Source organism: Paenarthrobacter sp. NPDC058040 (genome assembly GCF_042885775.1).
GTDB lineage: Bacteria > Actinomycetota > Actinomycetes > Actinomycetales > Micrococcaceae > Arthrobacter.
Genome location: NZ_JBHVRN010000023.1, coordinates 21,943 through 37,259 on the forward strand (window position 1 = coordinate 21,943; position 15,317 = coordinate 37,259).

The window sequence follows — 15,317 nt, forward strand, 5'->3', positions numbered from 1 at the left end:
CTATGTGGATAGTCCTGCGCTCCCAAGCCAGACGAGTCATCAGAAGGTCAGTTCAGCGGAGATCCTCTCCGCGTGGACCCGGAGTTCCCGCAGAAGGGCCTCGCGGGACGCGTGTCCGTCACCCTCCTCCCCGAAACGCGATGACGGACCGCTTACCGTGAGCGCGCAGAGAACCCGCCCCTTCGGACGTTTCACCGCAACCGCGAGCGCAGCGACTCCCGGTTCCACCTCGTTCAGGCTCTGCCCGAAGCCCTCGGCGCGGGCACGGCGTACCTCACTCACGAACCCCTCCATCGATGTCGCACCCGCCGGCGTCAGGGCAGCAGGCAATCCCTCCGGGTAGAGGCTCGCCAACTCGGAATCGTCCCGATGCGACAGGAGCAGTTTGCCGGATGCCGTGGCATGGGCAGGCATCAACATCCCCACGCGGCTGGTCACGCGCATGATATTTCGGGATTCGACGCCGGCAACGAAGCGGATCGACTCCTTGTGCAAGACGGCCAGCTGGACGGTCTCACCGGATAAGTCCCGCAAGCTCTCCATATGGGGCTGGGCCTTTTCGATGCAATGCTCAATGGCTGCGGCATCATTGGCACCCAGCATGGCTGGACCGAGCCTGTATTTCTTCCCGGTGGTGGCTCTCTGTACGTAGCCGGCCTCGGCCAGCGTGGAAATGAGTCGATGCGCCGTGGACATGGCACACCCGAGTTCCTGGGCCACGTCAGTAACGCCCAGCTCTGACCTGGTTTGAAGCGTGTCGAGGATCCGAAGGGCCTGCTGGACAGACTGCAAGGTGTCGCTCATAGGATCATCATCCCAAAATTCCGCATAAAGGAATACTATTCCAAACTATTCCTTCATGCGGAGCGTCCAGCTACATTGATCAACACCGGCCATCATCGGACGGCAAACCCATCAATGATCAGGAGTGGTTGTGGCGCGAATCGGCGTACTTGGCGGCGGCGGAATAGCAACCAGCATTGCGTCTTATGTTCTGCAAACGGCGAGCCACCAGCTGACCTTCGTTCAGGGGCGTTCTCTCGGCTCCGGCATCGCCACAACCACACGGGCAACCAATGATGAACTCCGCGAAACCGACTTAGTGGTTGAGGCCGCCCATCCGGAAGTGGTCAAGGAATACGGGGCGCGGATCCTCAGGACATCGGACCTCATGGTCCTGTCGTGCGGCGCCCTGGTAGACGACGACGTCCGGCTGGCCCTCGCTGAAACGGCAGCAGAGCACGGGACCAGATTGATACTGCCACACGGAGCGCTGGTGGGTGTTGAAAGCCATCTCTCCCAGCAATGGGACTCAGCCACCATCGAATTTGTGAAGTCCCCTTCCAGCCTTGAGCCGGCACCTGAGCAGGCGGACAGGCGGACGGTCCTCTACGACGGGCCGGTGCGGGGAATCGTTGCCCTGTACCCAAGGAATGTCAACGCCATGGTGACCTATGCGCTGGCAACGGTGGGACTGGACCATTGCCGCGCCCGGCTGGTCAGCGATCCCGATGCAACCGTGGGGCGCCTGGAAACGAGCGCCGCAGGAGCCGACGGATCACGTCTCAACATCATCAAGGAGCAGCCGATGAAAGGCGTCTCCGGCACGGAAATGGCCGGCTCCGTCCTGGGAAGCCTGCAACAAGCCATGGAACAGCGACCCGGACTGGTCTTCGGTTAGTCACTATCCACTCCGCCCCGGCAATGACGCCGCGGGCGCCTAACAAACAACGAGGTGAACTGTGAAGGAAATGATCTCCCACGAGGCTGCGCCGGACCACAAACCGGAATCCCGCCCATCACTCGTCAAACTGGCCACTGCGTCATGCGCCGGTACAGCGATCGAATACTACGACTTCCTGGCCTATGCCATCGCGGCATCCACTGTCTTCAACGTGGTCTTCTTTCCCGCCACGGACCCACTTATCGGCACACTGTTGTCTCTGGCGACGTTTGCAACAGGCTTCATCGCACGTCCTTTGGGTGGAATCGTTATTGGGCATTTCGGCGACAAGCTGGGGCGCAAGAAAATGCTGCTCCTCACCCTCATCGTCATGGGTGCCTGCACTGTTCTCATCGGCGCACTTCCTACCTACGCCCAGATCGGCATCTGGGCGCCCATAGCTTTAGTGCTCCTCCGCCTCATTCAAGGATTCGCGGCAGGCGGCGAATTCGCAGGTGCCGCACTGATCGCGATTGAACACGCGCCTTCCGGGAAGAAAGGGTTCTACGGGAGTTGGACAGTCCTTGGCGTGTCCATCGGCGCACTGCTGGCGACCGGAGCCTTCGCGCTGCTTGGCGGTCTGCCGAAGGAAGAATTCATGAGTTGGGGTTGGCGGATGCCCTTCCTCGCAAGCATCGTCATCGGCGCCATTGGGCTGCTGGTCCGGTTCGGCATTGAGGAGACACCAGCGTTCCTGGAGGCCAAAGCCGCGAAACCGGCAAAACTGCCCATCGTCCAGGTCATCCGTGACCAGCCAAGGGCGATCCTGCTGTCCACCGGAGCACTCATCGGCTACTCGACCTTCGTGTACATCGTCTTCACCTTCCTCCTCAGCTACGGCACGCAGGAGTTGGCGCTGCCACGGACGTTGCTTCTCAATGCTTCGATGCTGGGCCTGCTTCTGCAGGTTGTGACGGTACCTGCTTGGGCGGCCTTGTCCGACCGGATAGGCCGCAAGCCGGTGATGCTTCTTGGTGGGGCTTTCCTGGTCATCTTTGCCTTCGCCCTGTTCCCGCTTGTCCGCACCGGGAATTCCAGCGTCATCCTCATCGCAATAGTCGTCGCCTACAGCGGCTCCGCCGCGATCCACGCTCCCATGGCCGCCTTCTTCGCCGAACTCTTCGGTACAGGTGTGCGCTACAGCGGAATTTCCCTGGGCTACCAAGTGGGCAATGTGCTCGGCGGAGGGCTTGCGCCGGTCATTGCCACAGCGCTCTTTGCGGCCAATGGGAAAAGCACTGATCCAGTAGCCCTCTATCTGGCCGTGACGGCCGCCATCAGCATTGTGTGCCTCCTCCTCCTTCCCAATACAGGACGAAAGGAATCGTCAACCGTGGATGCATGAGTTCCGGAATGCGGGACGGCATGGCGCCGGGAACCAACGCCCGCCTAGGATTGGACCTCAACAAATGTTGAGGTTTTAGGGTGGTAACGGCCCCGAAAATCCAGGGCCCGCAACGAAAGCAAAGGTTATGCCCCTCTCCAGCGCCCCGGCCGACACCACACACCACCTTTTCCGCAGCGCTTTCCGCTCCCATCCCGCCGGCGTTGCCATAGTGACCGCGGCCAGTGAAGTGGGGCCTGTGGGGCTCACCGCGTCCTCCGTAGCGTCGGTGTCCGCCGAGCCGCCGGCGCTTTCCTTCTCCCTGTCCGGCAGCAGGTCCGCCGAGCAGCTGATCCAGGCCGAAACGGTCCTGGTCCACATGATGGATGCCGGACAGTTGGACTTGGTGAAGACCTTCTCCAAGCCAGGCACGGAGCGCTTCACCACTGCCATGGACTGGGCCACACTGCCCACGGGTGAGCCGCTGCTCCGGGCAGCACCATGGGCGTTGCGTTGCCGGATCACGCACCGCGTGCCGGTAGGTACGTCCATCCTGTTGGCCGCCGAGGTACTGGCGATCCACGGCCAACCCGGCACAGCAGACCCGCTGGTCTATCACGACCGGTGGTTCCACCGGCTCACGGACGAGTCCCGGATCGGCTAGAAACGCCCGACGGCGGATGGCCGCCAAGGTGACCATCCGGCGTCGTGGTTCAACGGATGGTGCTTCCCGCGTAGTCGGACAGTGAGGCAAGCAGCGCGTCCTGGAAGCGATGATCGTGGACAGACGGGTGCGGTTCCCGGGTTTTCCGGTGGTACCAGTACTGGCCGATCCCCTGCGTTTCCGGCCCTGAGCCGGCTGCAAGCCAGGCTTGCGTGAGGTGTCCCAGCCGAAGATCGTCGGGGGCGCCGGCTCCTCCCATGCGGGTGGGCACCCATCCCGGATCCACCGCATGAGCGGAAACGCCCGGCCACAGCCTGGCCACGGCAGCCATGAGGGTCGTGACGAAAAGCTTGCTGTCCGAGTACGAGCGCGACGCCGTTGCTCCACTCCAATCAATCCCGCGCAGGTCCGCGTGGCCGCCGCGATGCATGCCGCTGCTGAGGTAGACCAGCCGCTGCGGCCGCGCCATTTCGGCGGTCAGTACGTACGGTGCCACGACGTTCACCGGCAATACCGATGGCCCGTCCAGGACGCCCGCGTTGTGGATGACGGCATCGAAGCCGCCCAGCTCGTTGGCCTGCCGGGCCACGCCGCGAACCTGGTCGAGGTCGGCAAGATCGCCAACAACCGCCTGCGCGCCGCGGTCGAGCAGATCCTCGACGGCGGTGAGCCGCGCTTCGGTGCGGACGTGCACCACCACTGAATGGCCGCCGTCGAGCATTTCTTCGGCAGCCCCACGGCCGAGGCCGTCGCTGGAACCGGTAATCAGAATTCTTGCCACGCACCTCAGCCTAGGCGTCGCGCGAGGGCCGCTGGGAGGTACTGCCATAACCCGTACAGGCTGTACCCTCGCTAACTTTCGTCGCGCAGGGTTTAGTAGAGGGAACCTAGGGAAACGGAGATGTGCTGATGCGCGCAACAATCATCCATGCACCGGGCGATGTCCGGGTGGAAGAACGGGAAAAGCCAACCATCCAGGAACCCACCGACGCGGTCATCAAGCTCGTGGCAGCCTGCGTGTGCGGTTCGGACCTATGGTCTTATCGCGGAGCCGACACCATCGACGAGCCCCGGCCCATGGGGCACGAGTACGTCGGGATCGTCGAGGAAGTCGGGGATGCCGTCGCCAACGTGCGGCCTGGGCAGTTCGTGGTGGGCTCTTTCTACGCCTCGGATAACACCTGCGAAATCTGCTTGTCCGGTTACCAGTCCGGCTGCATCCATCGCGAAGGCGTCGGCAGCGCCCAGGCCGAGTACCTGCGCGTCCCGCTCGCGGACGGCACACTGGTGGCCACCCCGGAAATGCCCGACGCCGGCAAGGTCGCCTCGCTGCTTGCGGCTTCCGACGTCCTGGGAACCGGCTGGTTCGGTGCGAAGGCCGCCGAAGTCGGCCCCGGCAAGACCGTAGCGGTGGTGGGCGACGGCGCCGTCGGACTTCTTGCGGTCCTGGCCGCCAAACACATGGGCGCCGAACGCATCATCGCCATGTCCCGCCACGCCTCACGCCAAGCCCTGGCCCGCGAATACGGCGCGACGGACATTGTTGAGGAACGCGGTGACGAGGGAGTGGAGAAGATCAAATCACTCACCAACGGCCTGGGCGCACACTCCGTGATCGAGGCTGTTGGCACCCAGGAATCCATGATGCAGGCCATCCGCGCCACCCGGCGCGGCGGGCACGTGGGCTTCGTTGGCGTCTCCCACGGCGTGGAAATCCCTGGCCGCGAGTTGTTCTCTTCCCACGTCCACCTCCACGGCGGCCCAGCGCCCGTCCGCGACTATCTGCCCGAACTGATCGACCTCATCCTTCGCGGTGAGATCGACCCAGGGAAGGTCTTCGACCTGGAGCTTCCGCTCGACGAAGCCGCCGAGGCCTACAAAGCCATGGACGAACGCCGGGCCATCAAGGTCCTGCTGCGGCCGTAGCCCCGTTAAGGAATCCCCAGTACGTAATCCCCCGAGGAGGAACGCATGAAATACACCAAGAGCGGCGGACGGACAGGCGCCGGCCCCGCGGAATGGTTCACGGGAACCGTGCACGTGGACACCATCCGCACGCCTGACGAACAGACTGCCATCGGCTGCGCGCACGTCCGGTTCGCTCCCGGCGCCCGCACCGCCTGGCACCACCATCCCAAAGGCCAGACCCTTTATGTCACGGACGGGGTCGGGCTGGTTGCCCGGCGCGGCGGGGACGTGCAGGAGATCCGGCCGGGCGACGTCGTATATATCGAGCCCGGTGAGGAGCACTGGCACGGGGCAACGCCGGACAGGTTCATGGCACACGTCGCCATGCAGGAGGCAGATGGGAACGGACAAGTAGTAACGTGGCTGGAACACGTGACGGATGAGGAGTACGGGGCTTAATTGCGGAACTTTCGTGCCAGGGGTGGCAGAAAGGTGTAGGTTCCGCAATGATGGAATCGTCTTTAGCAGCAGGGGCGCTGGACCGCAGGCTTCGAGATTTTCACGGATGATGATCCGCGTCTACGAGCACGAGAGCCGGTCCAGGAAAAGTCCATCCCAGAGCAGAGCTCCCATGCGCACTTCATTCCCCGCAGCGCAGCTACACCCCAAGAACCCGTCATGAATGAGGCTCCTGCGCGGCGGACGTGCCTCATTGTCGAGGATGACCACGATATAGGCCAACTCATCGAAAGCATCCTGATAAAGGAAGGCTTCCATACCCGCCTTCACACAACTGGTTCTGCCGCACTCCGGGAAATGGAGACCCTCCAACCCGACCTCATCACGCTGGACGCTGGCCTTCCCGACATCGACGGCCGCGGTGCAGTGGGCCCGGCCAGCTTCGCCCGATTCGCTTCCCTCTTGGCCTATAGACGTCGGAGGAAGGCTGGACGGTGTTCCACGCCGTGGCTGGTGATGCCGTAGAAAACGGGCAGGATCACGAAAATCACCGACGCCACAAGTGGATGGATCAGGACACCTGCCGCTCCTGCCGCGAGGTACAACACCACCCCCGTAACTGCACGGGGCCTCTCGCGTGCGAAGTAGGAGTCCTCCACCTCTTCCTCAGTGAGCTCGGGATGCCGCGCCAGGTGCGAGAAGAAGACCAGCCATGACAGGCACAACAGCGCTCCGATGACCGCATACAGAGCGACGGCGACCCGTTCGTCGGCCAGATTGCCCGTCTTGGCCGTATCGACGATTACCGCTGTGGGCCAAGGTATAAGCGCGAGCGTCGCGAGGATTCCAAGGTTGGCCCACTGCAGGCCCACGTCCATCTCGCGGATGCGCAAGAAGGCGGACTTGTGGTTAAGCCAGATCACGGCCAAGTAGATGTATGAGGCCGCGTACGCCAGATAGGTTGGCCACTGGCCCAGCAAACCGGCCAGCAGGGCCCCGGGTTCGCTCTCCGGGGGCTGGAGCTCAAGCACCAGGAGGGTGATGACGATTGCGATAACGGCGTCACTGAACCCCTCGGCACGGCTGGTATCCGAACGTGTCACCCTGTGCTCCTCCGCCTTTGGATGAGGAAGCTCCGCTACCCCTAGCTGGTTTCGCCCGGCAGCTTGTATGCGAGCACGTCGACGTTTTGTATGGCGGGCTCCACGCTGAACAGCTCTGCTCCTTGGGCGGCAAGTGCTTGCCCGACACCCCCTGCGAGGTGGGCCTTGCGGGCGTCGTCGTCCGGGAACACATCGAAGACTCCGAATGTCGATTCGTCGAACTGCAGGGCGAACCAGGCGCGTGTACCCTCCTCCTGCTCAACGATGGAGCGTGCACTGCGGAGGAAATCCGCGACGTCCTTCTCCTTGCCGGGCTTGGCCTTCAAGATCACCGACAATGCAACCTCAATCATGCGCCCTCACCGGGCCTGATCTGGCGGATCTCATACAGCATGACAGTTTTCATGGCGAGCCTCCTTGAAACAGTACTGCGGCGGAATACTGCGGACGGGTCTGGCCTCGTGGCACCTCCTCAACCCATCGAGGGAGCGGCGCGATGCAGCCCAGTCTCGCAGTGATCGCTGGGCACCACAAGAGCCCGTCCCTGCCGGACCCGGACATCGTAGACCTGCAACGCCGGACGCCAACTCCCCGAGTATTCCCATTCCCGAATTTGTAGTGCCGCCGCTTTTTCCCTAGGGTGCAGAGCAAGCTAAGTATGCTTAGCATTTCGACCATCCGTCGAACACTGCTGGTTTCACGCATCCTGAGGAGAAATTCAAAATGGCGGAAAAGAAGAACAGCATCGACATTCCCGGCGTACCGGGAAGCGAGCCGGCGAGCCTGGAACAACCGACAACACCCAGGGAGCCCCTGCCGCCCAAGCCGGATCAGCGCGGACCTGAGGCGGTTTCCCCGACGGGAACCCCCACTGGAGCGCCGGACACCTCGCGAGCACAGTCCGGCCCCTACCTGACAACCGCCCAGGGGCTCCGCCTTCGCGACACCGACCACTCGCTGAAGGCAGGTTCCCGCGGCCCCATCCTGTTGCAGGATCACCATCTGCGGGAAAAGATCACCCACTTCGACCACGAGCGCATTCCGGAGCGTGTGGTTCACGCTCGCGGAGCTGGAGCCCATGGGGTGTTCCGTTCCTATGGCACCGCAGCCAACATCACGCGGGCAGGGTTCCTGGCGAAAGATGTTGAGACTCCGGTTTTCGTCCGTTTCTCCACCGTCCTCGGCTCCCGCGGTTCGGCCGACACGGTGCGCGATACCCGCGGCTTCTCGACGAAGTTCTATACCGACGAGGGCACCTACGACCTGGTGGGAAACAACATCCCTGTCTTCTTCATCCAGGACGGCATCAAGTTCCCCGACGTCGTGCACGCAGCCAAACCCCACCCGGACCGCGAGATCCCGCAGGCCCAGAGTGCCCACGACACCTTCTGGGACTTCGTATCCCTCCACACCGAGGCCCAGGCCCACACCATGTGGAACATGTCCGATCGTGGAATCCCCCGCTCCTACCGGACCATGGAAGGCTTCGGGGTCCACACCTTCCGCTTCGTCAACGCCGAGGGCCGCACCACTTTGGTGAAGTTCCACTGGAAGCCAAAGCAGGGCGTCCACTCGCTGGTTTGGGAAGAAGCCCAGATCATCAACGGCATGGACCCCGACTTCCACCGCCGCGACCTGGCCGACGCCATCGAGGCCGGCGCTTATCCGGAGTGGGAGCTGGGAGTCCAGACCTTCCCGGACACCGAGGACCAGATGTTCGAGGGGATCGACCTCCTGGATCCCACCAAGTTCGTACCGGAGGAACTCGCACCAGTCCAGCCCATTGGCATCATGACCCTCAACGCCAATCCCACCAACTACTTCGCCGAAACCGAGCAGGTGGCATTCCATCCCGGTCACTTGGTCCCCGGGATCGACGTCACCAATGATCCACTGCTGCAGGTCCGCCTCTTCTCGTACCTGGATACCCAGATCTCGCGGCTGGGCGGCCCGAACTTTGGCCAAATCCCCATCAACCGGCCGCAGGCTCCGGTCAACGACATGCTGCGCGATGGGATGCACCAGCAGGCGGACCACAGCGGAGTCGCTCCGTACCACCCGAACTCCCTCGACGGCGGCTGCCCGTTCCACGCGGGCCAGGACGTGGGTGCGTTCATAGACGTCCCGGAGGAACTCGCCGCATCGCTCAAGGAGCGCCGAAACCCGGCTTCGTTTGACGACCACTACAGCCAGGTGGGGCTCTTCTTCCGCAGCCTGAGCCCGATCGAGCAGGACCACGTGATCCAGGCCTACACTTTTGAGCTCGGCAAGTGCTACGAAAAGTCCATCCGCGAACGCCAGCTCGCAGCTTTGGCCAACGTGGACGCCGGCTTGTGCGCAGCGGTGGCCAAGGGCCTTGGCCTTCCGGCACCGTCCGCGACTGTGGACGTTCCGGAGGCCGCGCCGAGCCCGGCCCTCTCACAAGTGGGGAAGACATGGCCTGTTGCCGGACGGATCGTAGGGATTCTGGCCGGTGAGGACAGCGACCTTACCGCCGTGGCCGCAGCGCGGAAGGCTTTGGACGCAAAGGGCATTGTGCCGCTGGTCATCGCTCCGGAAGGTGGCTTCCTGGGATCAGAGGACGACGGCGGGGTCCCCGTGCAGCGTACCTATCTCACCGCACGCTCAACAGAGTTCGACGCCGTTATCGTCGCGACTGCGGCCGCTCCGGCCCCCGATGCCGTACCGGGACTCGACGCAAAGGCCGGCGCTCCCGGCGTCGCCTTCGACCCGCGGGCGGGACTGCTGCTTGGAGAGGCTTTCCGCCACGCCAAGGCCATTGCCTCGCTGGACGGCGCCGCACCGGCCTTGGCCGCAGCAGGCGTCCCGCAGGATGCACCCGGGATCGTATCCGGGACGGATGTGGGGGCCTTGGTGGAGGAGCTGACGGGTCTTTTGGCAACCCACCGGGCTTGGGAGCGCTTCCCCGCTGCATCGGCCTGAGGGGCCACTGGCAACGCATCGGTGACAGCCGTGTTGACGGCTCCCATCGGTCCAGCCGGCGACCATCAACCAGCAGCTTCAGGGGCTCCTGGGAAGATTTTGCCGGCGACCGATGGGGGTCGCGCCGGATCCATTGGCCTAACCCCTCGACATCGTTAATAAGGTTCCTTAGTATTAAGACTTGATCGGTTTCACCTTGTAAACAGGCTGGGCAACCGGGAATCTGCCGGGGCAGCCAGTCGTCTTGAATCCTGGGCCTCACGCCCCTCCGGGCACCCGAGGTCTTCTACGTATCACATTCCTTCGCGGCCTGATGGCGCGCGCCTCCAAACAGCTTCGTGGATGCCACGCAGGGCCCTTGGGATAAACCAAGGAAGAGAGCGGAACAGTGAAGGCAGTAGTTTACAAAGGACCAAACGATGTCAGCGTCGAGGAAATACCCGATGCCAAAATCGAACACCCGGCCGATGTATTGGTGAGGATCACCTCGGCCAATATTTGCGGTTCAGATCTCCACATGTACGAGGGCCGGACGAGCTTTGAACCCGGGCGCTCCTTCGGCCACGAAAACCTGGGGGAGGTGGTGGAGACCGGCCCCGCGGTGAGCAAAGTCAAAGTGGGCGAGCGTGTGGTCCTGCCCTTCAACATCGCCTGCGGATTCTGCAAGAACTGCGAGCGGGGCTTCACCAACTACTGCCTGACGATGCAACCCGAGCCAAAGCTTGCCGGAGCGGCCTACGGCTTCGCGGACATGGGCCCTTACCAGGGTGGACAAGCCGAGTACCTCAGGGTTCCATATGGCGACTTCAACTGCCTGCGACTCGGTGAGGACGCCGTGGAGAAAGAACTCGACTACGTCATGCTGGCGGACATCTTCCCCACGGGCTGGCACGCAACCGAACTGGCCGGCGTATACCCCGGTGACTCCGTGGTCATTTACGGCGGTGGACCGGTGGGACTCATGGCCGCCTACTCTGCCGTCATCAAAGGTGCCGGCAAAGTCATGGTGGTGGACCGCCAGAAGGACAGACTGAAGCTGGCAGAACAGATCGGCGCTATTCCCGTCAATGACGCCGAAGTGGACCCTGTGGAGTTCGTCAAGGACCAGACCATGGGATTTGGCGCTGACAGGGGCTGCGAATGCGTTGGCTACCAGGCCCACGATCCCGAAGGCAACGAACATCCCAACCAAACCCTGAACAGGCTCGTCGACTCCGTCCGTTTTGTGGGCGGACTGGGCGTAGTGGGCGTCTTCCTGCCGCAGGATCCAGGTTCCCCCGACGAACTCGAGAAGCAAGGCCAGGTTGCCTTCGACTACGGAAACTACTGGTTCAAGGGCCAGACAATGGGCTCGGGCCAGTGTCCCGTCAAGAAATACAACCGCGCCCTCCGCGACCTCGTCGCCGGCGGAAAGGCCACCCCCTCCTTCATCGTCAGCCACGAGTTGACCCTTGACGAGGCTCCCGACGGCTACCGGAACTTCGACAGTCGCGAAGACGGCTGGACGAAGGTCGTCCTGCACCCAGCCGGCGTCTGAGGGGAGGTACTGATGCGCGCAATGGTCTATCGCGGCCCCTACAAAGTCAGGGTCGAGGAGAAGGACATTCCAAAAATCGAGCATCCGAACGATGCGATCGTCCAAGTCAGTGCAGGCGCCATTTGCGGCTCGGACCTGCACCTGTATCACGGCATGATGCCGGATACCCGGGTTGGCATGACCTTCGGTCACGAGTTCGTGGGCACCGTCCACGAGGTGGGCTCGTCCGTGCAGAACCTGGCGGTTGGCGACCGGGTCATGGTGCCGTTCAACGTGTACTGCGGCTCTTGCTACTTCTGCTCCCGGGGCCTGTACTCGAACTGCCATAACGTGAATCCGAACGCGACGGCGGTGGGCGGCATTTATGGCTACTCACACACCTGCGGTGGTTACGACGGCGGCCAGGCGGAGTTCGTCCGCGTACCGTTCGCCGACGTCGGGCCTTCAAAGATTCCCGAATGGATGGACGAAGAGGACGCGGTACTGCTCACCGACGCCCTGCCCACCGGCTACTTCGGCGCCCAGCTGGGGGACATCGTGGAGGGCGATACCGTAGTGGTGTTCGGCGCCGGCCCCGTGGGTCTCTTCGCCGCCAAGTCGTCCTGGCTGATGGGCGCCGGACGGGTGATCGTGATCGACCACCTGGAGTACAGATTGGAGAAAGCACGCAGCTTTGCCCATGCCGAAACCTACAACTTCACCGAGTACGGCGACATTGTGGTGCACCTCAAGAAGGAAACCGACTTCCTGGGTGCCGACGTCGTCATTGACGCCGTGGGGGCCGAAGCCGACGGAAACTTCCTGCAGCACGTCACCAGCAGCAAATTCAAGCTGCAGGGCGGCTCCCCCGTAGCCCTGAACTGGGCCATCGACTCCGTGAGGAAGGGTGGCACGGTATCCGTGGTGGGCGCTTATGGTCCGATCTTCAGCGCTGTGAAGTTCGGCGACGCCATGAACAAAGGCCTGACCCTGCGCATGAACCAGTGTCCGGTGAAGCGGCAATGGCCCCGGCTCTTCGAGCACATCCGCAACGGGTACTTGAAGCCGAGCGACATTGTGACCCACCGCATTCCGCTTGAACACATCGCCGAGGGCTACCACATGTTCTCCGCCAAGCTGGACAACATCATCAAGCCGCTGGTTGTCGCCGGCCAGTCCTGAAGGGAAGCACACCTTGCCTGAAACAGCCACACCATACGTTGCCAGCAAGACTGGCTTGAAGGAGTCCGCGGAGGCTTTGCGGGCCCGGATCCCGGGGTGGGGCGCAGACCTCGACCCCGCCGACCGCCCCTCCTACCCCCGCGAACAACCCGGCATCGAGACGGGCGCGCACTGGGACTTCCCCGAACGCCAGCCCGAGAAATGGCCCCGCGAAAGGTCGGTGGAACACGCCTTCCTGCCTCCCGTTTTCGGAACGTCGACCCCTCCGGCCGGGGTCTCGGGCGCCATCCGGAAGTACGCCTACAAGTACAGCGAGGGCCGGGCCGCGCACTGGCTGCTGCTGGTCGCAGCAGACAGGGTGGACGCCTGGGAGCACCACCTCCGCTCGCTCGCTACGCTCCGGCCGGACAACCCCATTACCGAGACGGGGGTGCTCAGCGAGTTCTCCCGCGGAGGGGTCAGTTCCCGGGTGGGGCAAAAGCGCGCCGACATCAACCACCAGTGGATGGATCCCATCCTTGTCGGGGGCCCTTGGCTCCTGGCGGCAGGAGGCATCACCGCCGTCCTGATCCGCGGATTGCGGAAACGCAGGGGAGCCTGACAAATCCCTTCAGCGCTTGAGCGTACAGGTGCCACCAGCTCTTGTTGGTGGCACCTGTTGCGTCATCCTTGACCCAGGTTCGTGACCGCGTTGATGGAGACCGCGATCAGGACAGTGCCAAAGAAGTATGACAAGAGCGCATGCAGGAGGGCTTTGCGCCGGATCTCGGTACTGCCCGTCTCGACTTCAGGCGGAGCATAGGTCATCCCCACGGTGAAGGCGAAGTACGCGAAGTCGCTGTACGCCGGTTTCCTGCCGCGCTTGTCGTCAAAGCCGCCCCCGTCGCGATCCACGTAATAGACGCGGGCATACTTCAAGGCATAGACCGTGTTGACCAACGCCCAGGCAACAATCGTGCCGAGCACCCCCAGGATGACCAAAGCGATGGAAGCCGGATCATCGCTTTGGTTTTTTGACTGGATCAACGCAACTGCCACGGCGGCGATGCTCGCTATGCAGGCCACAACGATTGCATTGTCGGTCAGGCGGGAGGCCGACTCCTCACGCGCGATGTGTTCAGTCCCTGCCGGGTCCTGCCGCCAACAGATCCGCCAAGCCCATACCAGGGCGATGACACCGGCGGTGCACCACGCAGTCAGGGGCGCAAGGGCGGGCGATACCGCCAGTCCTGCCACAGTGCCAGCCACCACCCCGAACCCCACGCTGACCAGGGCGCGGCGGGCTGAGAGGATCCGACCGTTCATTCGTGCTCCCCGAGTCGAGCCAGCAGGAACCCGCGTCAAGATCAGCACACAGGCATTTAAGGCAGCATTTCATCCTTGGTGCGCTTTTGAAAGGTTTGCAGGAGCAGCGCTGCTGCGGACAATGAGGGTCGGGGCGATGGGAGTTCGATCCACCTCCCGCCCCTCCATCGCACCGATGAGCACCTCCATGCTCATCAGGGCCAGCGCCGTAAAGTCCTGCCGCACGGTGGTCAGTGGGGGCAGGAAATAGTCCGAGCCTTCAATGTCGTCAAAACCAACCACACTCACATCGTCCGGGACGCGGACGCCGTTCTCGGCGAACGCGCGGATGAGTCCAAGGGCAGTGTGGTCGCTGGCGGCGAAGATCGCCTGCGGAACCTTGTCCTCGCGGACCAACTGCAGTCCGGTTTCATAAGCCCAGCCAGGACTCCAGTCGCCCTCGAGGCAAAGACCCGGCGCAAGCCCCGCATCCCGGAGCGCAGCTTCCCAGCCGCGCTTGCGGACCCGCCCGTCGAACCAGTCCATGGACCCCGCGATGTGGGCGATGTCCTGATGGCCCAAATCAATCAGGTGCTGGGTTGCCAGGCGTGCACCGAGTTCCTGGTTCTCGGAGTAGGTAAAGACCTTCGGCGTCGATGAGGCACCTGCCGCGATCATCTCCACCGGCACGCGGCAGGATGCCTTCCAGACGGCCTCGGCCATATCAACCACCGGGGCGATAACGATGATCCCGCCTACGCCGATGTCATCGAGGGTGTCCAGAGCGGACTGCACGGACTCCGTGTAAGGGTGTTCCACACTGATGACGGTGATGGCGTAACCCTTTCTCCTGGCCACGTTTTCAAGGGCCATGAGGGTTCCGACTGGGCCGAACCTGGGTGAACCGGCCGCAAGTATTCCGATGGATGTCGAGCGGCTCGTGACCAATGCCGTTGCCGCCCGGTTCCGGCGGTAACCGATGTCCTGAATGACTTCCAGGACGCGCTGGCGGGTTGTCGCACTGACATCCGGTGCATCGTTGAGAACCCTGGAAACTGTCCCAAAGGAGACCCCGGCGACGCGCGCGACGTCGTTAATGGTTGGCTTCCGTCGCAAGGTCTCCGGACGCCGTCCCGTCTCCCCGCGTGGGGCTGCAGCGCCTGCCATGCTTTCTCCTGTCTTACGCCGTCCGCGCCGAAGCGGCCACGGAC

16 protein-coding genes are annotated in these 15,317 nt (G+C 63.1%); 10 read left to right on the forward strand and 6 right to left on the reverse strand.

Features of this window, described 5'->3' with window-relative positions; translation table 11 throughout:
• Positions 1 to 39: 39 nt before the first annotated feature.
• Positions 40 to 804, reverse strand: coding sequence for an IclR family transcriptional regulator (locus ACFVSJ_RS23230; protein WP_387439479.1), 765 nt, complete (start codon positions 802 to 804; stop codon positions 40 to 42).
• Between the two features lie 130 nt (positions 805 to 934).
• On the opposite strand from ACFVSJ_RS23230, the gene ACFVSJ_RS23235 reads away from it, so the two are divergent.
• The 3 genes from ACFVSJ_RS23235 (at position 935) to ACFVSJ_RS23245 (ending at position 3,711) form a co-directional block, all read left to right on the forward strand.
• Complete coding sequence (locus ACFVSJ_RS23235; RefSeq protein ID WP_387439480.1) at positions 935 to 1,681, forward strand: aspartate dehydrogenase domain-containing protein; 747 nt, start codon at positions 935 to 937, stop codon at positions 1,679 to 1,681.
• Positions 1,682 to 1,751: 70 nt separating this feature from the next.
• Entirely contained in the window at positions 1,752 to 3,068 is a 1,317-nt protein-coding gene (locus ACFVSJ_RS23240; RefSeq protein WP_387439481.1) for an MFS transporter, read from the forward strand.
• Positions 3,069 to 3,195: 127 nt separating this feature from the next.
• On the forward strand, positions 3,196 to 3,711 hold the full coding sequence (locus tag ACFVSJ_RS23245; RefSeq protein ID WP_387439482.1) for a flavin reductase family protein: 516 nt from the start codon (positions 3,196 to 3,198) through the stop codon (positions 3,709 to 3,711).
• Positions 3,712 to 3,760: 49 nt separating this feature from the next.
• Here ACFVSJ_RS23245 and ACFVSJ_RS23250 read toward each other — a convergent pair whose 3' ends face one another.
• Positions 3,761 to 4,492 carry an SDR family NAD(P)-dependent oxidoreductase gene (locus tag ACFVSJ_RS23250; RefSeq protein WP_387439483.1) on the reverse strand — a complete coding sequence of 244 codons (732 nt, stop codon included), beginning with the start codon at positions 4,490 to 4,492 and terminating at the stop codon, positions 3,761 to 3,763.
• 128 nt (positions 4,493 to 4,620) lie between these two features.
• Between ACFVSJ_RS23250 and ACFVSJ_RS23255 the strand changes: the two genes are divergently transcribed.
• The 3 genes from ACFVSJ_RS23255 (at position 4,621) to ACFVSJ_RS23265 (ending at position 6,603) form a co-directional block, all read left to right on the forward strand.
• Positions 4,621 to 5,637, forward strand: coding sequence for a zinc-dependent alcohol dehydrogenase family protein (locus ACFVSJ_RS23255; protein WP_387439484.1), 1,017 nt, complete (start codon positions 4,621 to 4,623; stop codon positions 5,635 to 5,637).
• A 45-nt stretch (positions 5,638 to 5,682) separates the two neighbouring features.
• Positions 5,683 to 6,078, forward strand: coding sequence for a cupin domain-containing protein (locus ACFVSJ_RS23260; protein WP_387439485.1), 396 nt, complete (start codon positions 5,683 to 5,685; stop codon positions 6,076 to 6,078).
• Positions 6,079 to 6,297: 219 nt separating this feature from the next.
• Entirely contained in the window at positions 6,298 to 6,603 is a 306-nt protein-coding gene (locus tag ACFVSJ_RS23265; RefSeq protein WP_387439486.1) for a response regulator, read from the forward strand.
• Here ACFVSJ_RS23265 and ACFVSJ_RS23270 read toward each other — a convergent pair.
• Both ACFVSJ_RS23270 and ACFVSJ_RS23275 read right to left on the reverse strand, forming a co-directional pair.
• Positions 6,546 to 7,181 (reverse strand): TMEM175 family protein, encoded by a 636-nt coding sequence (locus ACFVSJ_RS23270; protein ID WP_387439487.1) that lies wholly within the window; start codon positions 7,179 to 7,181, stop codon positions 6,546 to 6,548. The genes ACFVSJ_RS23265 and ACFVSJ_RS23270 overlap by 58 nt on opposite strands.
• 41 nt (positions 7,182 to 7,222) lie before the next feature.
• On the reverse strand, positions 7,223 to 7,534 hold the full coding sequence (locus ACFVSJ_RS23275; protein WP_387439488.1) for a putative quinol monooxygenase: 312 nt from the start codon (positions 7,532 to 7,534) through the stop codon (positions 7,223 to 7,225).
• 370 nt (positions 7,535 to 7,904) lie between these two features.
• Here ACFVSJ_RS23275 and ACFVSJ_RS23280 point away from each other — a divergent pair, with 370 nt between their 5' ends.
• The 4 genes from ACFVSJ_RS23280 (at position 7,905) to ACFVSJ_RS23295 (ending at position 13,423) form a co-directional block, all read left to right on the forward strand.
• Positions 7,905 to 10,124 (forward strand): catalase, encoded by a 2,220-nt coding sequence (locus tag ACFVSJ_RS23280; protein ID WP_387439489.1) that lies wholly within the window; start codon positions 7,905 to 7,907, stop codon positions 10,122 to 10,124.
• 388 nt (positions 10,125 to 10,512) lie between these two features.
• Positions 10,513 to 11,661: a glutathione-independent formaldehyde dehydrogenase gene (locus ACFVSJ_RS23285; protein WP_387439490.1), complete on the forward strand. Its 1,149-nt coding sequence runs from the start codon at positions 10,513 to 10,515 to the stop codon at positions 11,659 to 11,661.
• Positions 11,662 to 11,673: 12 nt separating this feature from the next.
• Complete coding sequence (locus ACFVSJ_RS23290; protein ID WP_387439491.1) at positions 11,674 to 12,822, forward strand: zinc-dependent alcohol dehydrogenase; 1,149 nt, start codon at positions 11,674 to 11,676, stop codon at positions 12,820 to 12,822.
• A gap of 13 nt (positions 12,823 to 12,835) precedes the next feature.
• Positions 12,836 to 13,423: a hypothetical protein gene (locus ACFVSJ_RS23295; RefSeq protein ID WP_387439492.1), complete on the forward strand. Its 588-nt coding sequence runs from the start codon at positions 12,836 to 12,838 to the stop codon at positions 13,421 to 13,423.
• 62 nt (positions 13,424 to 13,485) lie between these two features.
• Here ACFVSJ_RS23295 and ACFVSJ_RS23300 read toward each other — a convergent pair whose 3' ends face one another.
• Both ACFVSJ_RS23300 and ACFVSJ_RS23305 read right to left on the reverse strand, forming a co-directional pair.
• The gene (locus ACFVSJ_RS23300; RefSeq protein WP_387439493.1) at positions 13,486 to 14,127 is read right to left on the reverse strand and encodes a DUF1345 domain-containing protein; all 642 of its coding nucleotides are present in this window, start codon (positions 14,125 to 14,127) and stop codon (positions 13,486 to 13,488) included.
• A 69-nt stretch (positions 14,128 to 14,196) separates the two neighbouring features.
• On the reverse strand, positions 14,197 to 15,273 hold the full coding sequence (locus tag ACFVSJ_RS23305; protein ID WP_387439494.1) for a LacI family DNA-binding transcriptional regulator: 1,077 nt from the start codon (positions 15,271 to 15,273) through the stop codon (positions 14,197 to 14,199).
• Between the last annotated feature and the right edge of the window lie 44 nt (positions 15,274 to 15,317).

What these genes read in the sequence shown, in the direction of transcription:
- ACFVSJ_RS23230 (WP_387439479.1), bottom strand. Translation starts at nt 804, where the DNA reads ATGAGCGACACCTTGCAGTCTGTCCAGCAGGCCCTTCGGATCCTCGAC.
- ACFVSJ_RS23240 (WP_387439481.1), top strand. Translation starts at nt 1,752, where the DNA reads ATGATCTCCCACGAGGCTGCGCCGGACCACAAACCGGAATCCCGCCCA.
- ACFVSJ_RS23280 (WP_387439489.1), top strand. Translation starts at nt 7,905, where the DNA reads ATGGCGGAAAAGAAGAACAGCATCGACATTCCCGGCGTACCGGGAAGC.
- ACFVSJ_RS23305 (WP_387439494.1), bottom strand. Translation starts at nt 15,273, where the DNA reads ATGGCAGGCGCTGCAGCCCCACGCGGGGAGACGGGACGGCGTCCGGAG.
- ACFVSJ_RS23300 (WP_387439493.1), bottom strand. Translation starts at nt 14,127, where the DNA reads ATGAACGGTCGGATCCTCTCAGCCCGCCGCGCCCTGGTCAGCGTGGGG.
- ACFVSJ_RS23260 (WP_387439485.1), top strand. Translation starts at nt 5,683, where the DNA reads ATGAAATACACCAAGAGCGGCGGACGGACAGGCGCCGGCCCCGCGGAA.
- ACFVSJ_RS23265 (WP_387439486.1), top strand. Translation starts at nt 6,298, where the DNA reads ATGAATGAGGCTCCTGCGCGGCGGACGTGCCTCATTGTCGAGGATGAC.
- ACFVSJ_RS23245 (WP_387439482.1), top strand. Translation starts at nt 3,196, where the DNA reads ATGCCCCTCTCCAGCGCCCCGGCCGACACCACACACCACCTTTTCCGC.
- ACFVSJ_RS23290 (WP_387439491.1), top strand. Translation starts at nt 11,674, where the DNA reads ATGCGCGCAATGGTCTATCGCGGCCCCTACAAAGTCAGGGTCGAGGAG.
- ACFVSJ_RS23255 (WP_387439484.1), top strand. Translation starts at nt 4,621, where the DNA reads ATGCGCGCAACAATCATCCATGCACCGGGCGATGTCCGGGTGGAAGAA.
- ACFVSJ_RS23275 (WP_387439488.1), bottom strand. Translation starts at nt 7,534, where the DNA reads ATGATTGAGGTTGCATTGTCGGTGATCTTGAAGGCCAAGCCCGGCAAG.